Source organism: Dialister histaminiformans (genome assembly GCF_900103425.1).
Classification (GTDB): domain Bacteria; phylum Bacillota; class Negativicutes; order Veillonellales; family Dialisteraceae; genus Allisonella; species Allisonella histaminiformans.
On sequence record NZ_FMXA01000022.1, the window covers coordinates 1 to 26,153 of the forward strand.

A 26,153-nucleotide genomic window follows, 5' to 3' on the forward strand; every position below is an offset into this window, starting at 1 on the left:
CAGGAGCTTTACCTATAATTCCTTACGATGCACATACAGGAATCAACTCTCCGCCATCTACGATGGCCCTCCTCTCTCTCCAGAGAGGAAAACGTTTTGCATGCTTCCGTTAATCAGCTTTTGCATTCTTGCCCTTTGCAAGAATAGAACATTCCGCTTCACACCATCCCGAATTCCATAGGAATTTGCCGACAGCAGACAAAGTTCGCACCCCTTCGATTCCCTTCTCTCTCCAGAAAGGAAAAATTTGTAATATCCTTCTGCTTTCCTTTATATGAAACTACAGGAAATATGGATTTACATCCAATAACGACCAAACATAGTCATGATACTACTCTTTTAAAAAAGGAGCTTTGTTTTGCAAGCTTTTCTTTTGTCAGCTTTCCGGGCTTTACACCGGCTTTCAGCGAAGTTTATCTTCGCTTATCTTCGGTACTTTCTAAGCAGGCTCCAGGGGATACTGCACAGGTAGTGATCTTCCGGATGCCTTTCCAGATGGTTCTGGTGTTCAGGCGCACTGGGGACGTATTGGGTAAGTGGCCTGACCTCTACCTGAATGCGGTCGGCATCTGGTCTCTCCGCTATAAACTGCCTGGCCTCTTTCAGTACATTTTCATCTGTGCTATACACCCCGGTGCGGTATTTTTCTCCGTAGTCCATTCCCTGATGATTGATACTGTACGGGTCGATGATTTCAAACAGATGTCCCGTCAGCTCTCTGGCGGAAATCTGTTTCTCATCATACGTCACCTTGACACATTCCACATACCCGTCATAGGGCGAAGACAGGGAATCGGTCTTCCCATTGGCGCGCCCTGCTTCCGTGGCAACAACCCCCGGAATTGTATTCATAAAATACTGTACACTCCAGAGACAGCCTCCCGCCAGATAAACCGTCTGCATAGTTCCTCCCTCATTTGACTCAACGATGCGTTTATATCTGTATTCTGCTATAGTTTACCTATTATGGCAAATTGAGGTTGACATTTCATGAATGCACTGATTTTTCAGCGTCTGTCATCGCTGCAGTCTCCCGTGTTTTCCTGCCGGCGTGTTATAATAGATTCAATACTTGTTGATAAACCTAAAGGAGTCAGAATATTTATGAAAAAAATTATCCTCACAGGCGACCGCCCGACAGGACGCCTTCATATCGGCCATTATGTAGGCTCTCTTTCTGAACGTGTGAAGCTGCAGAATACCGGCGCATTTGATGAAATTTATTTCATGATTGCCGACGCACAGGCACTCACCGACAATGCGGACAACCCAGAAAAGGTACGCCAGAACATTATGCAGGTAGCTCTGGACTATCTGGCAGTAGGCATTGACCCATCCAAAGCCACCATTTTCATTCAGTCTCAGGTTCCTGCTCTGGCTGAACTGACGGTATACTACATGAACCTGGTTACCGTATCCCGCGTACAGCGCAATCCTACCGTTAAAGCGGAAATCCAGCAGAAGAATTTTGAAGCCAGTGTACCGGTTGGTTTCTTCTGCTATCCAATCAGCCAGGCCGCAGATATTACCGCATTCCATGCTACATCCGTACCGGTAGGCGAAGACCAGGAACCGATGCTGGAACAGTGCCGTGAAATAGTTCATAAGTTCAATGAAGTGTATGGCGAAACGCTGACCATGCCGGAAATCTATCTGTCCAAAAATGCAGCCCGCCTCCGCCTTCCAGGTCTGGACGGCAAGGCCAAGATGTCCAAATCTCTGGGCAACTGCATTTACCTGGCTGATGATGAAAAGACAGTACAGCAGAAGGTTATGTCCATGTATACCGATCCGACACACCTCAAAGTCAGCGATCCGGGCCATATTGAAGGAAACACCGTCTTCACTTATCTGGACGCATTCATCAAGCCGGATTCCTTTGAAAAATACTGGCCGGAATACAAGAATCTGGATGAACTGAAAGCCCATTATCAGCGCGGTGGACTGGGAGATGTAAAGATTAAGAAATTCCTCAACAAGGTGCTGCAGGAAGAACTCCGTCCTATCCGTGAACGCCGTGCATACTGGGAAGAACGCCTGCCGGAAGTATATGAAATTCTGAAAGAAGGCAGCGCTAAGGCGGCAGCCAAAGCTCAGCAGACACTGGACGAAGTCAAGGCATCTATGCGCATTGATTATTTCACCAATGATAATCTGCTGAAGTAAAAACAGGTTAGAGTCAGAAGGTTTAAGGGAGGCATCGGAAAGTTTTTAAGAAGACACTCTTCTTCACTCCTGCAATCCCATACAGCCCTGCGAGCCATCGGCTCGCACAGTCACTCTTTCCTTTATTCCCCAACAATATCAAAAAGCGACAGGAAAATTCCTGCCGCTTTTTTGTTGTCTAAAGGCCGATACGTTTTTCTTGCAGGCATTGCCTGACATCCGGCTCTCAGAGCGCCTTTTGTTTTAAAACCCAGGCTATCCCCTTAGCGAGTCGTTTTTCACTGTCCTGGAAATGATTGCCCTCATTCCACTCCAAGGCAGTTGCTATACCTGCCTTTTCCAGCTGCTCATGCTGCATCCTGACCACGTCGCCCACCTGTTTCATAATCTGATTTCTTACTTTTTCTTCTTTTTTCCCAAGGCTCAAATAGATGGCCCTAGCTTTTGGTGTGTGGCTTTCCATATATTTCTTCCAGCCAGGATACCAGAGGGAAGGCGATACGGCGGCAATGCCACGGAAAAAGTTCGTTTCCATACCGACCCAGAGAGCAAAAAGCCCCGCCAGAGAGTAACCGCTTAAGATATACTGCCGCCTTTCCTGTTTACCATACTCATCTTCCAGGCAGGGAATCTCCTCTTCCAGAAGAATTTTCAGGGTCTGTGCCGCTCCGTCTCCAAACGCCTGCTTTCCCCATACGGGAGGCACTGCCCATGGTGTAAGATCGGAAAACCAGTCTTTTACCGGAATAAAGACAAAACACCATTCCTCAGCAGGTATCTGCTGCTTTATCTGCTCATATTCAGCTTCCAGGACATCCCTGTCATGGGAATCACCCAACTGGATAACCCATCGGCTGGCTTTCGTATTTCCCCATACAATATTGGCCATTGCATTTCCTCCTGTGTCCTTATTCTGCTTTATTTTCTGTCAAGACAGGCGCTGCATTCCTCTTTGGTAAGCACGGGAAGCGGCCGGAAGGGTTTCGGCTTTTCCGGCAGTGTCCCCAATGTCTTTTCCATCCACAGCAAATCGTACCAGCGATCAAATTTATAACCACAATGCCTGAAATGTGCGGTTTCCGTAAAGCCCAGATGACGGTGAAAGGCCGGGCTTCCCCGGGTAAGCCACGGATCATCCACATCGTCCGACCAGGCAATGGCGGAATGGAGCGTTACAATATGCTGCACCTGAGAAAATTTCTCCAATGCATCATACAGTTTCCTGCCTATCCCCAGACCATGCATATCTTCCCGGATATAGATGGATGTCTCCGCCGCCCAGGCAAAAGCGGCACGTACTCCGAGACGACCGGTATAAGCATATCCGGCTATTTCCCCATCCACTTCTGCCACCACATAGGGATAGTTCTCCAGCGTGTGAGCAATGCGCTGCCTGAACTCGTCTGCGGAAGGAACCTCATATTCATATGTCACTGCGGTATGCAGCACATAAGGAGCATAAACAGCCACCAGGGCCTTTGCATCGTCTGGTACGGCCATCCGCAACGTTATATTTCTGTTTTTCAATAGCTGCCTCACTTATATTTTTCAAAACGCCAGGTCTGCTGTGCTTCCGGATATTTTTCATGATCCACCGGGGACATAAACATAGTAAGCGGTCTGCAGAAAACTCCAAAATCCCCATACAGGGCGCGGTATACCACATAGGCTTCCCGGGTTTCTGTGTGCACCACCGGACACTCCAGTATCTCATAAAAATTACCCTTGAAATGTTTCCATATTTCGCCATGTACTGGCTGTACTCTTGTGTTTTCCATAGTTTCTCCCGCCTTGTATTTCTCCCTTGTCAGAACGATAAGTCATCCAGAAGGAATACGTTGATAACCGGGCGTTCATAAGGATGTACTTCCTTAATGCGGTTTACGGCAGCCCGGATATGCGCTTCATCGCATCGGAATTCGAGAAGAAATTCGGTACCTTCCGTCAGTTCCCCCACCTCTCCGTTGTAGGGAACCGCCCCTTCCTCCGACCGCCAGCAGGACTGTACTTCCCACCAGCTCATGCATCCGCTGTAATTACCAATCACTCCACCGCCGGCCTTCACCACGGCATCCCGGATATCATATAACGCTTCCGGTGGAAGATATACCTGTACTTTATACTGCTTCATTATCCAGTGCATCTCTTTTCTGTAAACATATTTCTTTACTCATTATACCGCGTACAATCCACAGATTTCCTTACTCTGCCAACATCCCCTGTACCAGAACCGCCCGGCCCTCCTGAAAGGTAATCTCAAGGAATAACAGCCGGCAGCCCGGACGGGGACTGTATTCCATGTTCGGCCGGCGGCCGTCGTATACCTCCTGCAGAACCTGTTTGGTAAAGGGAGAAACAGAAAACGTTTCCTTCCCTTTGGCCCCCTGCACAGTCAATGTGCCATCTGAAGCCACGGGTTCCTCAAACCAGGTCACCGCCGATGCCCCTTTGGCCTTTATGGTCACTGAATCCGCATGTACCACCCGGATTTGTTCCGCTGAATCTTCCGCCCCCAGCCGGGCCAATACCGGAGAGTCTGCCAGCGCCTTCACTTCCCTGTCCGCATATACGGCAGGGCTTCGCCGGATATACTGCCAGGCGGATCGTATTTGCTGCCTCGTATGTTCTTCCGGCTTTCCCTCTACAATGCGGCCATCCTGAACCATATTTGCATATTTCAGTGCTCCATACAGGCGTCCCTTCTGATTCTGCACCGGTACATCAATGGCATTAGCCGGCGTAACCGTCACCAGCAGAGCCAGTGCAGAGGCCAGCAGCCACAGATTCCGGATAGGTTTTCTCCGCATGCCCTGAAAAAGGGAAGCCAGACCAAAGACGGTACATGCCATGGAGAGATATCGCAGCGTAGTAAGCCCATACGCCTCATAACGGATATACACCCCCAGCAGCTGCACAGTCACTATGGGAAGAAGTGTCATTCCAATATACAGAAAAAAGGATTTTCCTTTTACTTCTTCTGTTTCTCCCAGAAGGAAATAGAAAAGCACATATCCTAGAAGTGCCAGTGTACCGAACCAGTTCATAGTCCCGGAAGGCATTGTGCCAAGCCACAGAATTTTCCCGATATAGACATAAAGTATAAGCAGATACAGCCCATACACCGGAAAAAGAACCCGTTGACACAGCTTCTTAAGCGACGAAGGAACCCTCAGAGGCGCATTCTCCTCCGGAATGGACGCAAGAAACCAGTTCCATCCGACAATACAGATAGAACAGGCGGCCGCCATACTCCACCAGTACCAGGGAAGGGAAACCAGCATAGCATCCACCGCAGCCAGACAGAGGGAAAGTGCCGCCATGGACAGGATACTGACCCCGGCGGCCTGAAGAGCCCCCAGGAACAGGATAGGAAACAGGCCAGCGCGGTGATTTCGCGACACCACATACAGATTCATGCTCATAAAAGCGGTAATCAGCCCCAGCCCGGCCATAATGACATATTCTTTCACCTCAAGGACGTTAAGACCTCCCCAGAGCAGTATACACAGCAGGGCCGGCGGAATATATCTGATAATTTCATTTCTTCCGCCGGCCCGCTCCTCCTGCATAAATTCCCACCCGGCAGCCAACAGCATAGTCGCTGCCAGGGAAAAGAACAGGCTGAGATACAGGATATCCTCTTTATGCCAGACAGACATACCGGACCAGCAGAGAAAAAGCAGGAACCCCCAGAGAGAAGCCGAGCGAAAACGCACCACCCCCTGCTTTGCCCTGCCAAGCCAATATATCCCCCATTGCCACAGTTTTCCCATAGCTTATCCTCCCTCATATCATTTCACCTTAACTATTGCTATTGTATCATGGCTGTTTCTCTTATTTTCCCATGCTCCTCTCCTGATATAGCTTTACGACATATCAATTCATTGTTTATTTCTTCATTGACTGGCTACAGGGCCGATGATACTATTTACCCATCAACTTCACGTTGAGAGGGAAATCCCCCAGATGCTCCTCTTTCAGGCATGGAAGGATTTCCCGACATTCCCTATAAAACAATTCCTATTGAAATACATTGAGGAGGCTCATTATGAATCTGAAGAAAACTTTAATTATTTCCGCCGCAGCAGTCGGCGCTGCCCTTTTCCTTTATGGCTGCGGAGGCAACGATGCAGCAAGCTCCGCTTCCGGCGAATCGGATACCATTTCCGTAGGTACCACCGCCGGATACAGCGAAGATGTAGTTGAATTCGTAGCTAAGCAGGCAGAAAAACAGGGCCTCCACGTCAAGGTCGTATCCTTTGGCGATTATGTAACACCAGACCAGGCACTGGCTCAGGGCGACATTGATGTCAACTCCTTCCAGCACGGTCCATTCCTCGATGCATTCAATCAAAAGAATGGCACCGACCTGGTATCCATCGGCAACACTTACCTGGCTCCACTCCGCGTATATTCCAAGAAGCACAAGTCTCTCGCTGAACTTCCAAACGGAGCATCCATTGCGGTTCCAAACGATCCGTCCAATGAAGGACGTGCGCTGCTTCTTCTGTCCAAGCAGGGGCTGATCACCCTGAAGAACGGGACCGACCCGACCAAGGCTACCACGGCAGATATCGCAACCAATCCGAAGAACATCAAGATTGTAGAACTGGAAGCCCCACAGCTCCCACGTGCACTGGATGACTGCGATGCATCCGTAATCAACGGCGGCTATGCTGTATCCGCTAAGCTGGATCCAAAGACAGCCATCGCTACGGAAGATGACACCAGCCCATACATCAACATTATCGCTACCCGCGCTAAGGATAAGGATAATCCGACCTACAAGAAGTTTGTAAAGATTTTCCAGAGCCCGGAAACCAAGAAGTACATTGAAGATAATTACGCAGATACCCTGGTACCGGCATTCTGATGAGCTAACACAAAAACCGCATGGAATCCCCATGCGGTTTTTATTTTGACTAATGGGCTGTAAGCTGTATCAGGGCTATGGTCTGACGTCAAATGTCCAGGGCGGTATGGGAGTCTTCGACTTTCGTAAGGGGATTCTGCAAATAGCCTCCTGGGTATAAGCACAATAAAAAGCCTGGCATGAAAATTTCATGCCAGGCTTTCTCATGAACGGAACCCTCGCAAGGTTACGCCTGCTATACGCAAATCCCTAAGGCTTTCGGTCTATAGGCTCCACTTATTTTTTCTTAGAACGATCTGATTTCCTGAGGCCTTACGGTCGTCCTGCTCTTCTTATTTTTTCAGCGGTAGTACCCAGGATAGGCCGCTTTCTTCCAGTTCCCGGATTTTATCCGTGAAACCATAGTATTCTTTTCTGACCGGATCCACTTCCGTCTGAATCTGTGACAGAGCACTTTTCTCAGAAAGGCCAGGTTCCTGCCGGCTATGACCGCAAAAAATATGAGCCAGTGATAACCCGCTGGCTCATACTCTGAAACCTTTATGCTGTTCAATATCTGCCTTACTCAGATTCTGGCCTTTTTCACCGCTTATCTGCCCTCCGGTTCCATTTCTCCATCTGCCTTTCCCAGCTCCTGCATAAACTGGTACATCAGCTGTTCATACCTGAACACTCCGGCATTTTTTTCATTCACATAGGACAAGGTAGGTTTTGCCGTACAGGTACAGCGCCACTCTCCTACATGATGAATGGATTCTATATGCTGGATAGCTTCCTGCTGAATCTGCTGCATATCCGCCGGGTTCTCATACTGCATAATCACATAGAACTGTCCATCAATTACATAGGCAAGAATAGCCCTGTGATCAAACACATCCTGCAACACCTGACCGATTGCCTTAAGATACGCATTGCCTGCCGTATCCCCAAACGTTCTGCGGAATGGTTCATACTCCTTAATATAGAATCCCATAACGCAGAATTTCCTGCCATGATGCCAGAATTCTTCCAGGTAGTGATTCATATTTTCTGCCAGCCCGCAAAGGTTATTCAGCCCGGTTATCGGATCTTCCAATCGACCCTTTGTATAATTTTTCTCATCTGCAAGCTGCTGTTCCAAATCCACAAAGAATCCCAGAAGACCGACAATCTTGCCATCCTCGTATACCGGCATCTTATTAGCCAGAATATGATGGAGTTTCCCACCCACGATACAGGTTCCTCTGGCTCCAATAATCGATTTCCCCTGCGTGAGTACCTCCACCTCATCGTCATGAAACGGGCCGTTCGCAATATGCCAGTGCATATCTTCATCGGTTTTTCCTACCAGTTCATCCACAGAAGATAACCCGTAATATCGCAGAAAGCTCTGGCTCGCCCCGGCAAACCGGCGGTTTTTATCCTTCCAGAAGCACATGAGCGGAGAATTCATGCACAGATTGGCCCACAATACGTCAGCGGTGGAATCTTTTCCTTTCAGCGTTTTGATTTCCCCCCGGTTCATCCAGTCTTTCCGACGGCTGAGCATATCCAGCAGTTTTTCCGAATTGAACCCGGGATGCATAACCATGAGCAATACTTTTCGGAAATCTGACTGGGGCAGCGCCATAGCGATATTATATGCCCACTGATATTCCCCGTTCTTTTTACTGCGGAAATAACAGGAAATTATCCCATTCTTATTTTGACGCAGCCGCTGTTCCATAGTAGACATCTGATAAAAGGCATCATATGCCTCCTGATCCGCCGGATAAACAAAATGATTTCTGTAGGTGTCCATCACATTCTGGATTCCATAAATCACCTTATGCCTGCCTATGGGCTGCTCTGCTATGGAGGATTTTATGCTGACAACCTCATCCTTATCCAAATCCAGTAAAGCCATATCACTGTACATATAATACGTATCCCGGAGATACTCATCGAGCTGGTCATTTTCACTGGGCCTTACATGAATGGCCACATACCGGAGCTCTGCCTGGTATGCCGTATGCCCCTCACAGGAGGCGATAGCCTTGCCCTTGAGTTCCATGTAATGGTCGCCCCGTGGATAGGTAATGACCTGTTCTTCTCCTATCTGCTGAAGCTTATGCTCCACAAACATGGTATGGAAATGGTTCATCGAATCTTTTGGGTCATTCAGTATAGCTTCCCACTGCTGCAGACTGTCTATGCCATCCCGGCGAAGTACATCCGTATACTTTTTATTGCTGTACAGGATATGAAATTTCTTCTTACTCTTTTCAATAATCATAAGCGGAGCATCGGTCTGATAATCAACTGCGCTTATTTTATTATAGTAGTTCTGCAGGGCCAGAGATTCCACCGTCTGCTGTGTATCCTTTACATGCTGCTCCAGCACATCCCCCGGCATGGGCCGGCCAAAATAATAGCCCTGAATCTTTTCACAACCAATCGTATAGAGAAAAACATACTGTTCTTTAGTTTCCACCCCTTCTGCCAGGGTCTGCACACCGATTCGTTTGGCCATGGTCACTACAGAACGGATGATATTTCTGGCTTTCTTATCAAATTTTGAAAGAAAGCTCATATCGATTTTTATTTCATCAAAGGAATAGTCTTTCAGTATGCCAAGAGAAGAATACCCGGAGCCAAAATCATCCATCCATACCTGATATCCCAGCTCATGGAGCTTTTTCAGAACCGGACCGATTCGTTCCACATCCTCTACAAATGCACTTTCTGTGATTTCCACATTAACGAGTTCCCGTGGCACATTATATCTGGCCATGATGGCCTCTATACGCTCGATAATATCATTATGAAGCAAATCTTTGCGGGACAGATTAAAGGATACCGGAACCACACGATTGCCTCTTTTGGAAACCATCTGATAATCCTGACATATCTGTTCCAGCATATAGAGATCCAGCTCCGTAATTCTTCCCGTATTTTCCAATACCGGAATAAATTCCGCCGGGGACAGTAGACCTTTTTCCGGATCATTCCAACGCGCCAAGGCTTCGGCACCACAAAAAGCGCCTGTAATGGTTCTTACTACTGGCTGATAATAGACCTCTATCCATTTATTTTTTAAAGCTTCGTCAAAATGCTCCAGAATATAATTTTCCATTGTCTATCCCCCCCGGTTTACCAAAGAGACAATATGCATACTTATGCAAAGAAAAGAGGTCCCCGAAAAACGCCATACCAACATCATGCTGACAGGGTGGTTTCGCCCTCCATCCCATATATCACTGCAGTCTTTATTGTCTACCTTATTATAAACCACAGATAAGTAAAAGTACATGAATAGATGCTCTAAAGCTCATAATCCGCAATCCTGCACAGCGGACAAGCCGATGGAAAATCGTCTGGATGTCCTTACTCTGGAGTTTGTGGTGTTGTATTCTTTTGTATTCTTTTCACATGTTTCACTTTCAGATAATAAAAAAGCGGCAGGATTTTCCCTGTCGCTTTTTCATTTCTTTGTTGTTTACTTGCCTGGCATACTTTGGGACTGCACTTTAGTTCTTCTTGCCTTTCTTCAGGGGCGGGAGAAATGCGAGTCCCTTTCCTTCCAGCTCCCAGAGATAGGCCGGGAATCCATAGTACTCTTTGTTATTCGGATCAATCTCAGTCCGAATCTGATCCAGACGACCTTCCTTCAGCAGAATGGCCAGATTCTTATTGGCCATAACGGCCTTACCTACCGCAATAAATTCCGCCCAGCCAGATGTGGCTGCCTGTTCAATCTTTTCCCCGGTCACTAAACCGCCAACCCCGATAAGAGGCACGGTTCCATCAATGCGTTCATGAATCTGACGGATTCTTTCAACGCCAGGTTTACCACCGCGGCGAGCCATGGCGAAGAAATCATGAAGAGATACATGGAGATAATCCAGATTTCTCTTTTTCAGTTCATCAATAAGCGCCAGTGTATCCTCCATGGTGAGCCCATCATCCCATGGTTCTTCCGGACTGAAACGATATCCTACGATAAAGTCATTGCGTCCGCTTTCCTTTCTTGCTTCCAGTACCGCATCCAGTACGGCCAGAGGGAAACGCATACGTTTTTCCCTGGTACCTCCCCACTTATCGGTGCGGCGGTTGGATGCTCCGGAATAAAACTGCTGCAGCAGATAACCATTGGCTCCATGAATTTCCACGCCATCAAACCCAGCCTCAATGGCCAATGATGCCGCATGAGCAAAAGCATGAATCAGCCCTTCAATTTCTTCTTCTGTAGCCGCTCTGGTTCCCGCCTTGTTCCCCTGAGGTGCCTGTTCCGGGATAGTCATATCCCGGGCATCGGAAGGAGCAATTTTGTCCATGCCATCCAGCAGATCATTCAGTGCCGTGTAACCGCCATGATGAATCTGAAGAACCGCTTTCGCACCCTGTGCGTGAATAATCCGGGCACGTTCTTTGAGACTCGGCAAATCGGTTTCGCATATGGCATGCGGTTCCCCGGCAAAACTCTTGCCACCTCTGGCCACCAGTGTAGCTGCCAGAATAAACATGCCAAAACCTTCGGCCCGGCCTTTCAGAAAATTCCGTTCTGCATCGGTTATGACTCCGGTGTGCACATCAGCACCCCAGTGTGTCATGGGGGCCACCACCAGTCTGTTTTTTATTTCTACCCCATTGGGCAGAGTATAAGGGGAAAAAAGAAAATCCATATATATTCTCCTTTCAAAAATAAGATAATAATCCTTCCGCATATGGAGCAAACAGAAGAATTCACCCGTAGCCATAAAAGTACATACCCCGTCCTGTCCGGTCAATACCGGATACATAAAAACGAGAAACACCATCTGATATTCCCCGTTTTCATTTATTTTTCATGTTCAGCCAGATTTTTCACATCGTTCACTACATCAGCCACAGTAATGGATTTCATCTCATCCTCCATGGCCTTCTGCACCTGTCTGAGCCGGCCATCCAGTGCCTTGTGGATATTTCTTCCTACATAGCACTTTATATTAGGATGTTCATGGAAATGAAACAGGCCCTCCTTGCCTATGCCATCAATGGCCTTATAGACATCATAGAAAGTTATATCCTTCAAATCCTTTTTAAGACTCATGCCACTTCGGCCCTGGCTGGAACTGATAAGCCCCGCTTCCTTGAGTTGTCCCATCACATTGCGGACAATGACCGGGTTTACCCCGATGCTTCCAGCCAGAAAGCTGCTGGTTCTCTTCTCTGGTTCTTTAAAACAATCAATGGCGGTAAGCATGTGCACCGCTATGGTAAATCTACTGGTAATCTGCATAATATCCCCTCCGTCTTCTGTACTATATCTTTCAGAGTTCATCCTGTCAATATGCAGATTACATGGGCAAGGTCATGTTTATTACTTTCCAAGAACGCTGATGCGCTGGCGGATATGATTTCCCTTTACGATTTCATCCACCATGGCCATCGCATAATCTGCATAGCTGATAACACTTACGCCCTTGCTGTTCACAGTAAATTCTTCACCAGCCAGGATATATTCGCCAGTGCGTTTCCCATCAGCTTCAAACTCCGCTGCCGGGCTTACGTAAGTCCATTTTACATCGCTGCGCTGGCGGAGTTCTTTCAGGGATTTAGCCATAGCGTTGGCTACCGGCTTATAATCATCCGGAAAATCCGGCGCCTCGGAAATCATCAGCTTATGGGAGGCGTCCGTGTAGAGGGATCCTGCTCCGCCTACCACCAGAAGGCGGGTGTCACTTCCGGACAGGATATCGCTAAGATGAGCCAGAGATGTGCTATGCATAGGAAGTGTTTCTTCGGTCCATGCACCGAAAGCATCCACTACCGCATCAAAGCCTGCCAGGTCTTCTCTGGTCAGATCAAAGATATCTTTCTTCACATAATGCTGTGCATCGGTGTTGTTGTCTCTTCTGCCGAAGGCGGTGACTTCCAGACCTCTGCTTACTGCTTCAGATATAATCTTACGTGCTGCTCTTCCGTTGCCTGCTACTACTGCAATTTTCATGATGATTTCCTCCTGTACGTTATGTACCACTTAATGTAATTCTTAATGTTACAAGTATAATATCACGCATTTTACATCATGTCAACTCATTAATTACATGTAGGGCGAAAATCGTTGCCTCTCCCCTTTTATCTACTGACGCCTCTCCTCCGCCCTTGTGATACAATATGTATAGAAAATTTTGTATTATTTGGAGTCTTACCCCTTGAAAGGAGGCCTGTATGAACCGACGTATGCTGCTTAACACTATACTTCTGGGCCTGTTTCTCTTCCTCTTTGGATTTAAGCTGTTCCCGCGTCCATGGCACCAGATAGCCGGGGTGCTGGTGCTCCTTCCCGTGTTAATTCACGCAATAAACAACCGGCGCTGGTTTTCTGCTCTGAAGCGCGGTCGCTGGAACAGAAAACGCCGTCTTTGGACCACAGCCAACCTGGCCCTTCTGGTGGGAGTTCTCTTTACGGTATTCACCGGCTTTTTGTGTTCAGATTATATGACCACCTCCTATGGCAGCACGCTTCCCTACAATGCCCACCTGATTTCAAGACTCCACAAACTATTTGCTAAAATCCTGCTCCTGCTTATTGCCGGCCATGTATTCTTCCACTGGAAAGCTTTTTCCTCCTGGATACGGCATGGGCTAAAAAGATAAGAAGACCGTACACACCGTTACAAAAGCAAAACAGCGGAAACAGAACCATTTTACAAAGATAGTTCTGTTTCCGCTGTTTTCATTTGTCTTTCCCGGTCAGGCAAGCTCGTTATTTTTCACTGGCTACAGAATCTTTTACCCACTGGATAAAGTTTCCTGTACTGCTCCCCGTTCGTTCGGCCATAGTATGTTTCTTCTCCCACACCGTAGCAAAATCCACATCTTCCACGTCTTTTCTCTGCTTAAGTGCCAGAGCTAGGTTGACTTCTGTGGTCAGTGCGGTATCTCCCTGAGAAATCCCAGTATGGATTCTCCAGTGCTTAGCCAGAGTAGATGGCTTCTTTTCTCCCGCAGGAACCAGGATGAATGTCATGGGATCGTACATAAGCTGACGTGTCAGGGTATCCACATGCAGCGCATCCACGTTATTCATATCCCCTTCATAAGCCTGACGGATAGAATCATCGTAATCGCTGTAATTCTTGTACGTATTCTGTCTCTTTTCCATGAAATAGGTCATATTTCCATCAAAATGAAGGGCATCATTCTGTCCATTTCCAAAGAGCAGATTTTCAGCCTGCGCTTTCTGCAAATCATCAAAAGCTCCTACACTCTTGGTTGCCTGCTTCATATGTTCCACAAAAGCCTCTACAGAAGAAATCGTTGCTGTATTGGTCTTTTCATCGTAAGTAATCCATGGATTATCCCCATTCAGCGCATCAATATATTCCTTTTCACTGTTATAGGTATGAGGTTCTTCCTGTGCCATAGACATCACAGGCGCCCCCTTAGGCGGTGTCCATCCTCCCATAGATTCCTGCGCCCCCTGTCCGGGGAATGCGCCGTCCACCTGGAAATCCCTCTGCCCTGTAGTTAACGGGAACTGATTATCCTTCAGGAAATTATTCAGTGAGGTTTCAATGGTCGTCTTCAGATAATCATAGTAAGGACCGGCCATATAAATCCCTGATTCAGACTGGGTCAGTGTAAGGACATTTCCCTGTTCATCCCGAAGTCCCATACGGTTGAGAGAGTCGGCATACGCTCTGGCCATATCCCTGGACAAAGACCGGGTCCATGTCCCATAAGCCCTGGTCCCTTCACTGCTGAACTGCCCCATCATCCATTCATAGGACAGATCGGCCTGCGTCAGATTGGTAATCGGGCACCAGCACATAGCCCCATCAATGGCATCGCTAAGCGGTTTTCCCTGACTATCCTTCATCAGTGCGCCAATGGAAGACAGATAAGGCATATACATTTCGCTGTCTCCGGTCGCTCCCATAAGGGCGCTCTGTGCACCGCCGCCACTGTGTCCGAACGTGAAAATCCGGTTCTTGTTTCCTGGAACGAGACTGTCATTGTAGCGCAGATATCTTACAGCGGCCTTCAAATCCGTTACACCCCAGAGAGCTCCGCCGTCATAGGCTGTCCCATCTGGATTCGTGCCATTACTTCTGCCACGGCATCCGGCATATACGTAGACAAAGCCCTGGGACAGATACGTAGAAAGGCCGGTGCCATCATAGGAGGATGGTGCCTTCTGCGCCGCATAGCCACCGGTATTGACCGGCATAACCACCGGGGCGGTTACCGCCGTATAGTTTCCAACCTTTGCCTTAGGATTTATCTGGCAGGTATAGGTTCCGTCCGGATTCTTCACGCCCTGCATGTAAACCCCCGGTACATACACAGCCAATGATTCATACTCTGTGGCCTGCGGCTTTGCGCAGTATACCAGCCCAATCTGGTAATAAATGTCGTTGGTTTCATCATAATTCCACTTCGTATTGTCCACATGAAGCGATGGTGATGCTTCAGGAATCTGGGCCACCGCTGTGACGACCGGTGTGTTGCCCTGCGCATTCGCCTCGGACGCATAAACTGACAGGCTGCCTGTCAAGGCCACCGCCGCCATAAGGGCCAGACTCAGTGCTGCTTTTTTACGATTCACCATAATTCCTCCTGTTTCAGGAAAAAAAGAACCGCAGACTCACCATAGGATGTCTGCGGCATTCAATTCTCGTCGGCTGCAGGCCCCATTCACGGGTGCCCCGCCATTAAATTAGCCTTATTCTATGTGATTTTCTGAAAAAAAGCAAACCGTGTACGGCCACCATGAATACAGAAGCTGTCGGTATCATAACCCGTTATACTGTTCGTCCGACACCGGTTCAAGCCATTCGTTACTGGTATTTTCCCCAGGAACTTCAAAGGCCAGATGAGAGAACCCGCTGTTCTTCTTAGCCCCATGCCAGTGTTTTACCCCGGCCGGAATCTCTACAATGTCACCAGGCTTCATCGCCTGTGCCGGTTTTCCTTCTTCCTGATACCAGCCTTCTCCGTCTACGCAGATAAGAATCTGTCCACCGCCTTTGGTTGCATGATGAATATGCCAGTTATTCCGGCATCCCGGTTCAAAGGTGACATTGCAGATTGTGAGTGCCTCTCCCGGTCTGGTCAGTACATTCAAATAGGACTTACCGATAAAATACTTCGCATAGGCATCGTCAGGCTGTCACCGTCCGAAAAATCCGCTGGGATTCTCTTGCCAATCAGCACACTTATGGTAACACTGCTTCTTAGTTTCAGGGATAACTTTCCCTCCCTTGCCCACACTTCCCCAAAAAGCACATCATCATTCAGTCGTCCAAACTCCGGTGAAAAAATTCCAGGCTGTTCATTCTGTTCATTCCCTGCCACCATCCCCCGATATCACTATAAAATAAAAAAGCACAGATGGACGCTTTATGCCTCTGTACTTTCATTATATGTCGCCTTTTATACCCTGGAAAATGCTTCTATTGATAGATCCAGCATGCTTTTTCGGCATAATTACAAATCTGTTGCTCTGCCCCGTTTCCTGCGCAGTTCTGCACTCCATGCCCTGCAACAACCCTATCTTATTTTTGGAACTTTCGTTTCAGCAAATCCTGGTCCACAGGCAGATTATTCTCCGCATACGTTTTAGTATCATCCGTGCCATCCAGAATTCTCCTGGCCGCTTTTCCTATATCTGATTTAAGGGTCTCGGAATCTGCCGGACTTATATCCACCAGTGTATGAAACAGCTTCTTTTCCTCTGGCGACACTTCTTTTTCCGGATCATGTTTCTTCAGTGAAATTCGAATCATCTTTCTCCGTGAATTTTTTTCAAAGATAATCTTTTCCCGTTCCCGAATCCAGGCCATAAGCAACACAACAAGCAGCACTATCCCCATATACCCCAGCACAGGATACAAAAGTCCTATCAACCGTTTGAAGCCACCGAAACTGCATACGTAGCCGACAATCACAATCCCTATCAGGCACTTTCTCAGTTTCAGCGTATCCCCTCCGGCAAACCGGACCGCAATAGAATAAAATAGGGAAAATGCCGTATTGAATATCAGAGCAAACACGGTAACGGCATAGATAACAGCCAGTGCCGGATGAATATGATTAACTATCGCCAGCATGGGCATATCTGCATCCTTTACCTTATCGATATTGGCAAAGAGGGATAGAGCCGCGACCATAACAATAACTCCAATACATATCCCGCCGTAGAGTCCTCCCTTTTCCGCATTTCCCAACTGCACCAGAGAACCGCCCAGTATGAAGGCCATAGACACTCCGGTCATTGCGCATAAAGCATAATAATTAATAGTTGAAAGCCATAAATTACTCATTACCGGGGTAATGGTTCTGGCCTCCATATCCAGTGCTGTAAAATCATAGGTTTTCCCCCAGAAAGTATACAGCGTAATCAGTAAAATCATTCCTGCCATAATCGGAGTAAATATCCCAAGCACCCCGGTAATCTTATCTATATCCAGAAAAGCCACCAGAACTATAAGCACGGAACAGAGCAGAGCGCCAGCCCATGGAGCTATGCCAAACTGCTGATCCAGGTTTGACCCTGCTCCCGCCACCATGACAAAGCCCATGACAAAATTTCCTGCAATCAGCACATAATCCAACGCCCTGGTTATTATTGGATGTGCAATACGGGAAAATATCCCTTCATATGAATCTTCTCTGTAATAACACCCAAAAGTTACCATGATTTTTCCGAATAGTGCATTTAGCAGGCCAAGCAAAGCCACCCCCAGCAATCCTTTCTTTCCGAAGCTAAGAAAATATTGCAGTATATCCTGCCCGCTGGACAGCCCTGCCCCTACAATGACCCCTATGTATGCAAAAGCAATTTTCCAGTATGTCTTTTTCAAACGCATATCCCTCCAATCGCTATATCCAGACATATGCCCACAGTATTTTTTGCCTGTATACCATAAACACATTACACACATAATCTATTTATTTTATCACTATTCTGCGCATTAAATCTACATCATATTCCCGTCTTATCCTAAATCCGTATAAAACAGGTATCCTGGATATATACCTGCCAGCCACTCTTTCAGCTGACAATTTCAACTTTTTTGTCGGCCTCCTCCGACCTGCAACTGCTCATGCATCATAAAAGCACAGAGAAATGACTCTTCTCTGCGCCTTTACATCGTCCCGACTATCCCTACAGCAATCTAGCCAGTACGGTCTCCCGATTATTGACGAATAATTTCATTATCTTTACGCACTCTGTTTCTTCGTAAGAGCAGCGATGAACTGGTCCCTTGTCAAAACAGAGGATATCCGCATCGGGAATTCCCAGCAGAATGGGGGGGAATGGGTAGCAATGATAAACTGTGCCCCCTGCTTCACACACCGGACAATTTCCCAGAGCAGTGTCAGCTGTCGCTGAGGCGACAGGGCCGCTTCGGGTTCGTCCAGAAGATACAGGCCATTCGCACCGAAATTGTCATGTACCAGAGCAAGAAAACTCTCCCCATGTGACTGTTTGTGATATTCAGCCGAAGGATGCGCGACATCGGCATATTATTCTTCCTGGGTAGCTACGTTATAGAAACTTTCAGCCCGAAGGAAATTTCCCCATTTTTCCTTGCGATATCCTTTACTCAGCCGTATGGCATCGCATAATTCAGGGTATTCATCATAGGTGGAAAAGACATAATTCTTTGTACCGCCTTCGGGATTAAATCCATGTGCCACCGCAATGGCTTCCAGCAGTGTGGATTTTCCGCTTCCATTTTCTCCTACAAAGAAAGTGACCGGTTTGCTGAATTTCAGGGTTTCCAGTCCCTGAAATGCCTGAATGTCCCTCACATAGCTGTCTTCATCCAGATTATTCCAGTCGAATTGTATTCCCTGTATAAACTGACTATTCATATCCGGCTTTTTCTCCTTTCTTGTCACGACTAAGAACATCACATAGAGGAAAATAGACATCAGATGATTCAGACAGTCAGCTATAAAAGGCAGGTACGAGATACGAGAATTGAGATTTGAGTCGGGAAACGGAAAATTTTTATGAAATGGTTATATCGAACATTTTTGTTCTTCCCTATGCTCTAACATATAGCAATCAACTATCCACCATCTGGCAAGCCAGACGATCAGACGTCAGACCGGAAACCTGTGGGGCTTCCTTTCAGACTTCAGAGGGAGAACATCAGCATGCTTTCCTGTAGCCAAACAAGGTGGAATCAACTATCCACCGACATTCGTCGGTCCACCCTTTCTTTCAAGAAAGGAGCTTCGTTTTGCATGCTTTCCATTTGCAGAGCTTTTGAATTCTTACCTTTATACAATAAAACATTCCGCTCCCCCTTGTAAAACAGCATGTTTTACAAGGTCTCGAGAATCCAACCTGGATTCTTGCCGACCTATGAGCCTTGGCTCATACCACCCTGCGAATCTTCTGATTCGCACAGACAGCAAACAAAGTTTAGAGAACCGGAACGGTTCCCGGTCTGAAGTCTGCTTGTCTAACCGTCTAAGGCTTTGCAGCCTTTGCGCTTTAGCTCATCCTTCCTTTCTTTCCTTATACCTGCGTATGCGTTCAAGAGGGGCGGATCCTACGGTATATCCTTTGGACATCCGGAGGTCCATGGCCATATCACTTAATACCTCGTAATTGAGTCCGGTGCCTTCCTCATCGGCTGCATACTCAGCCGCCATTTCTCTGTCGATACCGATTTCCTCTGCCACTTCTGCGGCGTCGATGTTGGCACCCAGGAAAACGAACTGCCCGTTTCGTTCTGTTTTCATTTTCTCTATGACTGCCTTTATCTGGCTTCCTGTGTATTCTGTACTGGCGTTTTCGTAACCATCGGTAATAATGACAAAGAGTACCTTGTCACCTGGTCTCTGTTCCGCGGCTATGGAATGGATGGTCCGGCCCACGGCATCATAGAGTGCGGTACATCCGCGGACGTAGTACTCTTTGTCGGTCATGGGTTTTACTTCGTGGATATCCATCTGATTATGAAGCAATTCATATTCATCATCGAAAAGGACCGTCGTAACCTGACAGTCGCCCTCCACGGCCTGCTGTTTCTTCAGCACGGCATTGAAACCGCCGATAGTATCCGTTTCCAATCCTCCCATGGAACCACTCCGGTCAAGAATAAATACGAGTTCAGTTCTGTTGTTTTTCATCTGTAAGGACCTCCTATCCTGTCTTGTTATCTTCATCATACAGAATAGAAAGCCCCTCCGGGTCGCTTTCCAGGCGACAAATGAAAGCCAGGCCGGCTCAGGCAGAGGACTGATTCATGCAGAACCGAGGAGTGGCTGCTGATAATGGAACAGAGCATCATTGATTTCGTAAATGTCATACTTCTTATGGCTAATGAAATATTTTACGATGACGTCTGACAGAATACTCTGGGACAGTGCGAATCCGGCATGTTCCAGCAGATTCTCAGTTTCTTCCATGTTCAATTCCAACCCGATGGCCAGTGCCAGTATGGTTCGCTTTCCCGGCATATATCCACGGCCTGTCCGGATTTTGGAAAACAGTTTGCGGCTGATATTGGCCTTCTTATATACTTCCACATCCGTTTTCCCCTTAGCGTCAATAAGATGCAGCAGTGCTTTGTTAAACGGTTCATCCAGCTGTTCACTCAACGCCTCAGGTATACCTGCAGCCGGAGCCCCGATTTCCGGAAGGATACATTTCCCTTCTGAAAAATCTATGTCTGGTAAAGCTCCATATACCGCACCGTGATGAAATACCGGTTCATCTCCTGTATACTGCTCTGCCAGATACCATTCCATATCCCTCTGTTCCCGGAGAGGCATTATCTCCACCTCGGTAAAGAGCGTCAGATACACTGCCAGTTCATGGGTTTCAAGAAATTTACGGATTTCAGAAATCGCCACCTGCAGGGCTTCTTCTTTCGGATACCCGCAGGCACCCGAGGAAATCAGCGGAAAAGCCACACTTTCAAAATGATGCACCACTGCCAGCTCCAGCGCATTCCGATACGAAGCCCGCAGCCGCTCTTCACACCAGGCGGCCTTCTGTTCATGATACACCGGCCCCGGCGTGTGTATGACATACCGGGCCGGCAGCTCGAACCCCGGAGTAATCACCGCCTCCCCGGTATTCACAGGGCGAAACCGGCTGCAGGCCTCTTCCATTGCTTCCCTGCCGGCTGCACGGAATATGGCCCCGCATACCCCACTTCCCATACGCAGATCCGTGTTCGCCGCATTTACCACCGCATCCACGTCCATTTCCGTAATATCCTCGCTGACAATAAAAAACGGCATGGTTCCTCCTCCAGCTGTCCACTATGGTCCACCAATAAAAATAATCGCTGACTATACTCTTATCGTAACAGATTTGAGCAAGCAGCGATTACACATATGCCCTTTACATAAAATCAGAACTCTTTTCAGAACATGATTACACGCCATCTCATTATCGATTTGCGCCACGTGAAACATTACTGCTTCGAACAGATACTCCCGTCTGAATTCCCCCTTCCTGTTCCAGCAGATTCACCAGCTCTCCCCTCATTGAGGGGGGATTGTGAAAAATCTGTTACTGTGCTTCCCCTTCAATAACTTAGTCGCCATCCTGGTCGCTTTTCTTAATCACTCCCCTGACTAAGTTATTGATTTTCTCTTTTTCAATACCTTTGCTTTATCCCTGTGGATTCTTCTCTTTCTTTAATGCTCTTTCCATCGGGATACAACCACATCTTCAATCCATTGGCTGAACCCCCGATTACACAGGCTGCCGCTGCGGAGGGGCTGCTAAAAGGTACATCTTCTGTAAATCGTCCAGCCTGCACTTTTCCTTCATCCATCAATTCCTTCCGGTGCTTACGGATGTGTACAGAACATGATGGCATTTCTGTAATGCTGAATTCTGAGCCTTTGCACACTACAAACTGATTTCCGGATATATACGCGGTAGCTTCTACCTTTTTCCCAGAAATGTGCAATATTTCTTCCAGCTCAGGCAAAGAAGGAAATATTCCTGCTGGAAACATAGCTATATAAGCCTTTATGTCCTCAATATAATTTTCGCAGGTATGTATCTGTACCCCGCTGAGATGATAATGTTTCTTTCTGAACGCTCTGGTACAATTTTCTTTTTTCGGACTAGTCGTCAGACACCGGTTCCCGTGCGCATATACATATTCGCACATGGCATTTTCAATAAAGAGCAGTTCATTGCTGCTGATAGTGAAATCTGTAAATTTAAACCCCAGCACGGTGTGCCACAGCGAATCGATATCCCCGGAATGAGTATTCTGGATTCTTTTTTGAATCGTATCCAGTCCCGTCTGTCCTACATATATCGCATTAGAACCAACGAGGAGCAGATACACCCCGGGCCCACCCAATTCATTTTCATAATTCGATATATTTTCTCTGGTTACCCGGATAGCTGATATTTTGGATGAGTCACTGCTCATCGTAACGGTACCATTATAAGTTCCATCAGCTAAATAAATTCTAAGGCCCCGCATGGCCTGCACACTCCTTACCATAATTGTATGAACAGATTATATAAAGCTACTTATATAGAGTTTATGCTTTTATCTGCTTTTCTACCTTCTTTCCAGCAGTGCCACCAGTTCTACGTGCATAGTCTGGGGGAACATGTCTACAGGCTGGACTTTTTTCAGCTGGTAGCCCATCTGTGCGAGAATCTTTGCGTCTCTGGCAAAAGTGGAGGGGCCGCAGGATACGTAGACTATGCGTTTTGGTTCCATACCTGCTGCCGCCTTCAGTACCTCTTCACTGCAACCGGCGCGGATGGGATCCATGACGATAACGTCAGGACGGGTTCCCTGTTTGTACAGCTTTGGCATAATGACTCCGGCATCGGCAGCGATGAAATCTGCATTCTCCACGTGATTTCTTATAGCATTCTTCTTCGCATCTTCAATGGCTGCCGGCACAATCTCTATTCCCAGTACGTGTTTTGCCTTCTGGGCCAGGTAGAGGGAAATAGTGCCGGTACCGCAGTAGGCATCAATCACCGTTTCCTTTCCGGTGAGCTGCGCAAATTCCAGCGCCTTGCTGTACAGCACTTCTGCCTGTTCCTTGTGTACCTGGAAAAAAGAATAGGGTGACACTTCAAACTGGAGCGCTCCGATGGATGCTTTCAGCGTATCGCTTCCATAAAGCTTCCGTATGGTTTTCCCGAGAATCACATTTCCTTTCCGATCCTGCACATTGTGATAAATGGACACCACAAACGGTAGAGCTTCGGTCATTTCCCTGACCCATTCTTCCTCACAGGGCAGGTCACGTGTGGCAGTAATGAGCACCACCATAAGTTTTCCGTCATCGCCAACCCGGCCCATAACATGACGAAGGCTTCCTTTCCCAGTCTTCTCGTTGTAACAGGAAATGGAGTGCTTGCGTATAAATTCAGCGGCAAAACGGAGCAGCTCGTTATTTTCTTCTTTCTGTATATTGCAGAACGCCGTGGGGACAATATCATGAGTTCCCTGGCGATAGTACCCCAGGGAAGGAACGCCTTTCACAAAACCAGCCGGAATGGCCATCTTGTTACGGTACCCAAACGGATGCGCTGCCGGAATCACCGGTTCCACCAGAGAACCATCCTCCCCGGCGATGCGCTCAATAACGCTCACTACGCTATGATGCTTGATGGCCAGCTGTTCCTCATAGGATATATGGGAAATCTGGCATCCTCCGCACTGATCATATACCGGACACTCCGGCTTCACCCGGTGCGGGGTCTGTTCCTTAAGGGTTACCAGCTTTCCTGTAGCATAGGACTTCTTTACCCGGATGATTCTCACTTCCGCCCTTTCCCCTGGCAATGCCCCCGGTACAAATACGGTAAATCCGTTCACTTTGCCTATACCTTCTCCATGAATTCCCAGATCGGTAATGGAAACTTCGTAATCCTGCCCCTGCACTACCGGGCATTTTCCCTGTTTATTCATCTGCTTCTCCTCTTCTCTTCCTGCATCCGGCTTCCTGCTGCCGGGTATGCCGTTTCGTTATTTTTCATTAAGGTACCTGTTGTACCTGGCATTGTAATACTCATTAATTTTCTTTTCCCGCCATGTATCCCTGTCGGCCAGTATGGCCAGCATTTCATCGGCAATTTCCTCAGGAGATGCTTCCTCCATATGGCGGAGATACCCCACCATGCGTCGTATCATTTTCTCTGTCTTCAGCTCCCCGGCAAGTACCAGGGCAAACTCCACAGGAAGACCGAGCCGGCGGATTTCCCTTATCAGCTGATTCTGTATGGTTTGCATATCTGTCATCCTCTGTCTTAATCCTCTGCCTTACAGTGTACCATGGAACCGTGAAAGACGCCCAATCATGGTATAATAAGCTATATGTTTGTAAACAAAGGAGTCCATTATGTACGAACAGACAACCATTGCAGCTATTGCCACACCTCCCGGAGAAGGTGGCATTGGCATTATCCGTTTAAGCGGTATTGACGCTGCGGAAATCGCCAACCGGATGTTTGAAACAAAGAAACTTCATAATTTTCACGATGCCGTCCCCTATATGATGTATTACGGCAAGGTCATGGATAATGACCGTATCGTAGACCGGGGACTGGCTGTGTACATGAAAGCTCCGCATTCCTATACAGGAGAAGATGTAGTGGAATTCCAGATGCACGGCTCTGTAGAAGCCCTGCGCTCCGTACTTTCCCTGGCTCTCCGCCATGGCGCCGTTCCCGCCGACAAGGGCGAATTCACCAAACGCGCTTTTCTGAACGGACGTATCGACCTGGCACAGGCCGAATCGGTCATGGATATCATCACCGCCAGAGGACAGGCCGCCCTGGTACAGGCAGAAAGCCACCTCTCCGGCGCCCTGTCTCAATATGTACATGAAACCCGGGAAAAGCTGAAAGAGTTCATCACCAAGCTGGAAGTAACCATTGATTATCCGGAAGAGGATCTGGAGGATCTTACGGTAGATGAAATCAGCAAAGCACTGGAGGAAATCAATCAGTCCCTTACCCAGCTGATTACCCGCTCCCACCGGGGTCGGTTCATTCAGGACGGATTCAAGACTGTTCTGGCCGGCCGACCCAATGCGGGGAAATCCAGTCTCCTTAATGCACTCCTTCAGGAAGACCGGGCCATCGTCACGGATATGCCAGGTACCACAAGGGATACCATTGAAGAATCCATCCGTATCGGAGGCATTCCGCTCATTCTCATGGATACAGCCGGCATCCGGGATGCAGAAAACCAGGTAGAAGCCATCGGTATTGAACGGGCCAGAAAATCCATGGAAGAAGCGGATTTAATTCTCATGGTCATCGATGGCTCTGTCCCCCTTACCGATGAAGACCGCCGCATCCTTTCCTCTCTGGAAGGAAAAAAGGCCATCGTCATTCTGAACAAGTACGACTTGGAACAGAAGGCAGGAGAAGCGGAAATCCGCTCCCTGATTTCTGAAGAAACGCCAATTATCCACCTGTCTGCACAATACGTAAGCGGCATTGACCGGCTGGAAGAACTGATTCAGAAACTTATGCATACGGAAGACCTGGATGCAGGAAGACAGCTCTTCCTCACCAACCTGCGCCACATGGATCTGGCAGAAAAATCACTGGAACTGATTCACCAGGCTCAGAAATCCTGTGCTGATAAACTGCCAGCCGACTTCATCGTGGTAGATCTTACCGAAGCCTTCCACAAACTGGGAGAAATCACCGGTGAAAATGTGGATGATGAGCTGATTAATTCCATATTCCAGAACTTCTGCGTAGGAAAATAAATTTCGATTAATTCGGGAGATTAACCTATCTCAGATTAAAAAATCGTCCCTGGACTGTACATAATAGTACGTCCAGGGACGATTTTTTATCTGGTATGCCCTACTCATCTCAACTTAACGCGAAAGTATTCTCTTCATTCCAGGGAGGGAAACGTTTCGCATGCTTCCGTTAATCAGCTTTTGCATTCTTGCCCTTTGCAAGAAGAGAACATTCTGCTTCATTCCTGTAATCTGCAAGGATTGCACCATCCTGAGCCGAGAATGGCATAACCATTCTTGCGGCCTTATGGTCTGCTTTAAAGCGGAATAAGAGCCAAACGTACAATAGCACGCTTTCCTATATCCCAACATACAGCATTCTACTTTCCACCATCCGCTAAAGCGAATGGTCCCCCTTTCTCTCCAGAGAGGGAAA

Annotated in this window: 24 protein-coding genes; 4 read left to right on the forward strand and 20 right to left on the reverse strand. The window is 47.6% G+C overall.

What is annotated here, in order from left to right; all coding sequences use genetic code 11:
• Nucleotides 1-423: 423 nt before the first annotated feature.
• Nucleotides 424-903, reverse strand: coding sequence for a peptide-methionine (S)-S-oxide reductase (locus BLQ79_RS07010; protein ID WP_091365252.1), 480 nt, complete (start codon nt 901-903; stop codon nt 424-426).
• 201 nt (nt 904-1,104) lie between these two features.
• Between BLQ79_RS07010 and trpS the strand changes: the two genes are divergently transcribed.
• A complete protein-coding gene (trpS, locus tag BLQ79_RS07015; protein ID WP_091365297.1) occupies nt 1,105-2,166 on the forward strand; it encodes a tryptophan--tRNA ligase in 1,062 nt (353 codons plus the stop codon).
• A gap of 226 nt (nt 2,167-2,392) precedes the next feature.
• Here trpS and BLQ79_RS07020 read toward each other — a convergent pair whose 3' ends face one another.
• From BLQ79_RS07020 to BLQ79_RS07040, 5 genes are all read right to left on the reverse strand, one after another.
• Entirely contained in the window at nt 2,393-3,055 is a 663-nt protein-coding gene (locus BLQ79_RS07020; RefSeq protein ID WP_091365254.1) for an alpha/beta hydrolase-fold protein, read from the reverse strand.
• A 29-nt stretch (nt 3,056-3,084) separates the two neighbouring features.
• A complete protein-coding gene (locus tag BLQ79_RS07025) occupies nt 3,085-3,693 on the reverse strand; it encodes a GNAT family N-acetyltransferase (protein ID WP_234944949.1) in 609 nt (202 codons plus the stop codon).
• 8 nt (nt 3,694-3,701) lie between these two features.
• Nucleotides 3,702-3,944: a DUF1653 domain-containing protein gene (locus BLQ79_RS07030; protein ID WP_091365259.1), complete on the reverse strand. Its 243-nt coding sequence runs from the start codon at nt 3,942-3,944 to the stop codon at nt 3,702-3,704.
• A gap of 29 nt (nt 3,945-3,973) precedes the next feature.
• Complete coding sequence (locus BLQ79_RS07035; RefSeq protein ID WP_091365261.1) at nt 3,974-4,297, reverse strand: divalent-cation tolerance protein CutA; 324 nt, start codon at nt 4,295-4,297, stop codon at nt 3,974-3,976.
• A 70-nt stretch (nt 4,298-4,367) separates the two neighbouring features.
• Entirely contained in the window at nt 4,368-5,939 is a 1,572-nt protein-coding gene (locus tag BLQ79_RS07040) for a DUF4153 domain-containing protein (protein ID WP_091365263.1), read from the reverse strand.
• A 275-nt stretch (nt 5,940-6,214) separates the two neighbouring features.
• Here BLQ79_RS07040 and BLQ79_RS07045 point away from each other — a divergent pair, with 275 nt between their 5' ends.
• Complete coding sequence (locus tag BLQ79_RS07045) at nt 6,215-7,039, forward strand: MetQ/NlpA family ABC transporter substrate-binding protein (RefSeq protein ID WP_091365265.1); 825 nt, start codon at nt 6,215-6,217, stop codon at nt 7,037-7,039.
• A gap of 589 nt (nt 7,040-7,628) precedes the next feature.
• On the opposite strand, the gene BLQ79_RS07055 is transcribed toward BLQ79_RS07045, so the two are convergent.
• The 4 genes from BLQ79_RS07055 to BLQ79_RS07070 all read right to left on the reverse strand — a co-directional run bounded on the left by BLQ79_RS07055 (nt 7,629) and on the right by BLQ79_RS07070 (nt 12,989).
• Nucleotides 7,629-10,133, reverse strand: a complete 2,505-nt coding sequence (locus BLQ79_RS07055; RefSeq protein WP_091365269.1) for an EAL domain-containing protein — start codon at nt 10,131-10,133, stop codon at nt 7,629-7,631.
• Nucleotides 10,134-10,527: 394 nt separating this feature from the next.
• Nucleotides 10,528-11,682, reverse strand: coding sequence for an NADH-dependent flavin oxidoreductase (locus BLQ79_RS07060; RefSeq protein ID WP_091365298.1), 1,155 nt, complete (start codon nt 11,680-11,682; stop codon nt 10,528-10,530).
• 155 nt (nt 11,683-11,837) lie between these two features.
• The gene (locus BLQ79_RS07065; protein WP_091365271.1) at nt 11,838-12,278 is read right to left on the reverse strand and encodes an Rrf2 family transcriptional regulator; all 441 of its coding nucleotides are present in this window, start codon (nt 12,276-12,278) and stop codon (nt 11,838-11,840) included.
• Nucleotides 12,279-12,359: 81 nt separating this feature from the next.
• On the reverse strand, nt 12,360-12,989 hold the full coding sequence (locus BLQ79_RS07070) for an NAD(P)-dependent oxidoreductase (RefSeq protein WP_200779854.1): 630 nt from the start codon (nt 12,987-12,989) through the stop codon (nt 12,360-12,362).
• A 221-nt stretch (nt 12,990-13,210) separates the two neighbouring features.
• On the opposite strand from BLQ79_RS07070, the gene BLQ79_RS07075 reads away from it, so the two are divergent.
• Nucleotides 13,211-13,639 carry a cytochrome b/b6 domain-containing protein gene (locus BLQ79_RS07075; protein WP_091365273.1) on the forward strand — a complete coding sequence of 143 codons (429 nt, stop codon included), beginning with the start codon at nt 13,211-13,213 and terminating at the stop codon, nt 13,637-13,639.
• 109 nt (nt 13,640-13,748) lie between these two features.
• Here the strand turns inward: BLQ79_RS07075 and BLQ79_RS07080 are convergent, their stop codons facing one another.
• The 10 genes from BLQ79_RS07080 to BLQ79_RS07125 all read right to left on the reverse strand — a co-directional run bounded on the left by BLQ79_RS07080 (nt 13,749) and on the right by BLQ79_RS07125 (nt 24,246).
• Nucleotides 13,749-15,596 (reverse strand): subtype A tannase, encoded by a 1,848-nt coding sequence (locus BLQ79_RS07080; protein WP_091365275.1) that lies wholly within the window; start codon nt 15,594-15,596, stop codon nt 13,749-13,751.
• A 183-nt stretch (nt 15,597-15,779) separates the two neighbouring features.
• Nucleotides 15,780-16,112 (reverse strand): cupin domain-containing protein, encoded by a 333-nt coding sequence (locus tag BLQ79_RS07085; RefSeq protein WP_234944950.1) that lies wholly within the window; start codon nt 16,110-16,112, stop codon nt 15,780-15,782.
• A gap of 430 nt (nt 16,113-16,542) precedes the next feature.
• Entirely contained in the window at nt 16,543-17,850 is a 1,308-nt protein-coding gene (locus tag BLQ79_RS07095) for a YkvI family membrane protein (RefSeq protein WP_200779855.1), read from the reverse strand.
• Between the two features lie 361 nt (nt 17,851-18,211).
• A complete protein-coding gene (locus BLQ79_RS08495; protein WP_407639619.1) occupies nt 18,212-18,451 on the reverse strand; it encodes an AAA family ATPase in 240 nt (79 codons plus the stop codon).
• Nucleotides 18,452-18,517: 66 nt separating this feature from the next.
• A complete protein-coding gene (locus BLQ79_RS08385; RefSeq protein WP_234944951.1) occupies nt 18,518-18,868 on the reverse strand; it encodes an AAA family ATPase in 351 nt (116 codons plus the stop codon).
• A gap of 636 nt (nt 18,869-19,504) precedes the next feature.
• Nucleotides 19,505-20,140 (reverse strand): vWA domain-containing protein, encoded by a 636-nt coding sequence (locus BLQ79_RS07105; protein WP_091365284.1) that lies wholly within the window; start codon nt 20,138-20,140, stop codon nt 19,505-19,507.
• Nucleotides 20,141-20,254: 114 nt separating this feature from the next.
• Nucleotides 20,255-21,259, reverse strand: a complete 1,005-nt coding sequence (locus BLQ79_RS07110) for a macro domain-containing protein (RefSeq protein WP_091365286.1) — start codon at nt 21,257-21,259, stop codon at nt 20,255-20,257.
• 362 nt (nt 21,260-21,621) lie between these two features.
• A complete protein-coding gene (locus tag BLQ79_RS07115) occupies nt 21,622-22,470 on the reverse strand; it encodes a DUF4357 domain-containing protein (RefSeq protein ID WP_159427876.1) in 849 nt (282 codons plus the stop codon).
• Nucleotides 22,471-22,551: 81 nt separating this feature from the next.
• A complete protein-coding gene (gene rlmD, locus BLQ79_RS07120; protein WP_091365291.1) occupies nt 22,552-23,925 on the reverse strand; it encodes a 23S rRNA (uracil(1939)-C(5))-methyltransferase RlmD in 1,374 nt (457 codons plus the stop codon).
• 57 nt (nt 23,926-23,982) lie between these two features.
• On the reverse strand, nt 23,983-24,246 hold the full coding sequence (locus tag BLQ79_RS07125) for a hypothetical protein (RefSeq protein ID WP_091365293.1): 264 nt from the start codon (nt 24,244-24,246) through the stop codon (nt 23,983-23,985).
• Between the two features lie 109 nt (nt 24,247-24,355).
• On the opposite strand from BLQ79_RS07125, the gene mnmE reads away from it, so the two are divergent.
• The gene (mnmE, locus tag BLQ79_RS07130) at nt 24,356-25,738 is read left to right on the forward strand and encodes a tRNA uridine-5-carboxymethylaminomethyl(34) synthesis GTPase MnmE (RefSeq protein ID WP_091365295.1); all 1,383 of its coding nucleotides are present in this window, start codon (nt 24,356-24,358) and stop codon (nt 25,736-25,738) included.
• The last annotated feature ends 415 nt before the right edge of the window (nt 25,739-26,153 follow it).